General features: G+C 72.3%; 2 protein-coding genes. Both read right to left on the reverse strand.

Annotated features, from left to right (window positions below; all coding sequences use genetic code 11):
• Nucleotides 1-185, reverse strand: a 185-nt coding sequence (locus FOE67_RS24115; protein WP_182666947.1) for a hypothetical protein, incomplete at its 3' end; no start/stop codon positions are given.
• Entirely contained in the window at nt 182-1876 is a 1695-nt protein-coding gene (locus FOE67_RS24120; protein ID WP_182666948.1) for a nitrite/sulfite reductase, read from the reverse strand. The genes FOE67_RS24120 and FOE67_RS24115, both read right to left, overlap by 4 nt.
• Nucleotides 1877-1977: the final 101 nt, after the last annotated feature.

The following is a 1977-nucleotide window of genomic DNA, read 5'->3' on the forward strand; positions in this document are numbered from 1 at the left end:
GGGCGGTCGGGGCGGTCGGCACCGGCTCCGGTGCGGCGGAGGCCGGAGGCCAGCAGGCCGAGGAACTTCAGGCGGAAGGCACGGTTGCAGGCCGCGCACTCCCAGGCGCCGTGACCCTCCTCGTTGGGGCGCAGGTCCTCGTCCCCGCAGTACGGGCAGTGGTACGGGGCGGCGCGCTCGCTCACGACAGCGCCTTCTCGTCGGCCCGGGCGGCCCACTGGGCGAAGCGTTCGCCCTCCTCGCGCTGTTCGGAGAAGGCCCGCAGCACCCGCTCGACGTAGTCGGGCAGTTCCTCGGCGGTGACCTTCAGCCCGCGCACCTTGCGGCCGAAGCCGGGCTCCAGGCCGAGCGAGCCGCCGAGGTGCACCTGGTAGCCCTCCACCTGGTTGCCCTCGGAGTCGGTGACCAGCTGTCCCTTGAGACCGATGTCCGCGATCTGGATGCGGGCGCAGGAGTTGGGGCAGCCGTTGACGTTGATGGTCACCGGCTCCTCGAAGTCCGGCATCCGCTTCTCCAGCTCGTCGATGAGGGAGGAGGCGCGCCCCTTGGTCTCGACGATGGCGAGCTTGCAGAACTCGATGCCGGTGCAGGCCATGGTGCCGCGGCGGAACGGGGTGGGGGTGACCCGCAGGTCCAGCTCCTCCAGCCCGGCGACCAGCGACTCCACGCGCTCCTCCGGCACGTCGAGGATGATCATCTTCTGTTCGACGGTGGTGCGCACCCGTCGGGAGCCGTGCTCCTCGGCGAGGTCGGCGACGCGGCCCAGGGTGGCGCCGTCCACCCGGCCCACCCGGGGGGCGAAGCCGACGTAGAAGCGGCCGTCGCGCTGGCGGTGGACGCCCACGTGGTCGCGCCACCGCTCCACCGGCACGTCGGGGGCGGGGCCGTCGAGCAGCTTGCGGCCGAGGTAGTCGTCCTCCAGCACCTGCCGGAACTTCTCCGCGCCCCAGTCGGCGACCAGGAACTTCAGGCGGGCGCGGGTGCGCAGGCGGCGGTAGCCGTGGTCGCGGAAGATGGAGACGACGCCCTCGAAGACGTCGGCGACCTCGTCCAGCGGAACCCAGGCGCCCAGGCGCACACCGATCTTCGGGTTGGTGGACAGGCCGCCGCCGACCCACACGTCGAAGCCGGGGCCGTGCTCGGGGTGGTGCACGCCGACGAAGGAGACGTCGTTGATCTCGTGGGCGACATCCAGCAGCGGGGAGCCGGAGATCGCGGACTTGAACTTGCGCGGCAGGTTGGAGAAGGCCTTGTTGCCGACGACCCGGCGCTGCACCTCCTCGATGGCCGGGGTGCCGTCGATGATCTCGTCGGCGGCGATGCCGGCGACCGGCGAGCCGAGGATCACGCGGGGGGTGTCGCCGCAGGCCTCGGTGGTGGACAGGCCCACGGCCTCCAGGCGGCGCCAGATCTCGGGGACGTCCTCGACCCGGATCCAGTGGTACTGGAGGTTCTGCCGGTCGGTGATGTCGGCGGTGCCCCGGGCGAACTCCTCGGAGATCTCCGCCAGCACCCGCAGCTGCTCGGTGCTCAGCCGGCCGCCGTCGATCCGGACCCGGAGCATGAAGTACTCGTCGTCCAGCTCCTCCGGCTCCAGGATCGCGGTCCGGCCGCCGTCGATACCGGGACGGCGCTGGGTGTACAGGCCCCACCAGCGCATCCGGCCCCGCAGGTCGGCGCCGTCGATGGAGTCGAAACCGCGGTGGGCGTAGATCGTCTCAATGCGTGTCCGCACATTGAGACCATCGTCGTCCTTCTTGGTCTGCTCGTTGGCGTTGAGCGGGGTGAAGTGCCCGGCTGCCCACTGGCCCTCGCCGCGGTGGCGGCCGGCCTTGCGGCGGGTCGGGGCGGCGGGCTTGCGCGGCGTGTCGGCCATGGCGGTGTCCGGTTCCTTCGGCAGGCAGCGGGGCAGCCCTCACCTGCGGGAACGCGCGCGGGCGCGCTCGGACGCGGCGGGGCCGGGTGGTGCGGGGGAGG

Source organism: Streptomyces calidiresistens, from assembly GCF_014141525.1.
In the GTDB taxonomy this organism is placed as follows: domain Bacteria; phylum Actinomycetota; class Actinomycetes; order Streptomycetales; family Streptomycetaceae; genus Streptomyces; species Streptomyces calidiresistens.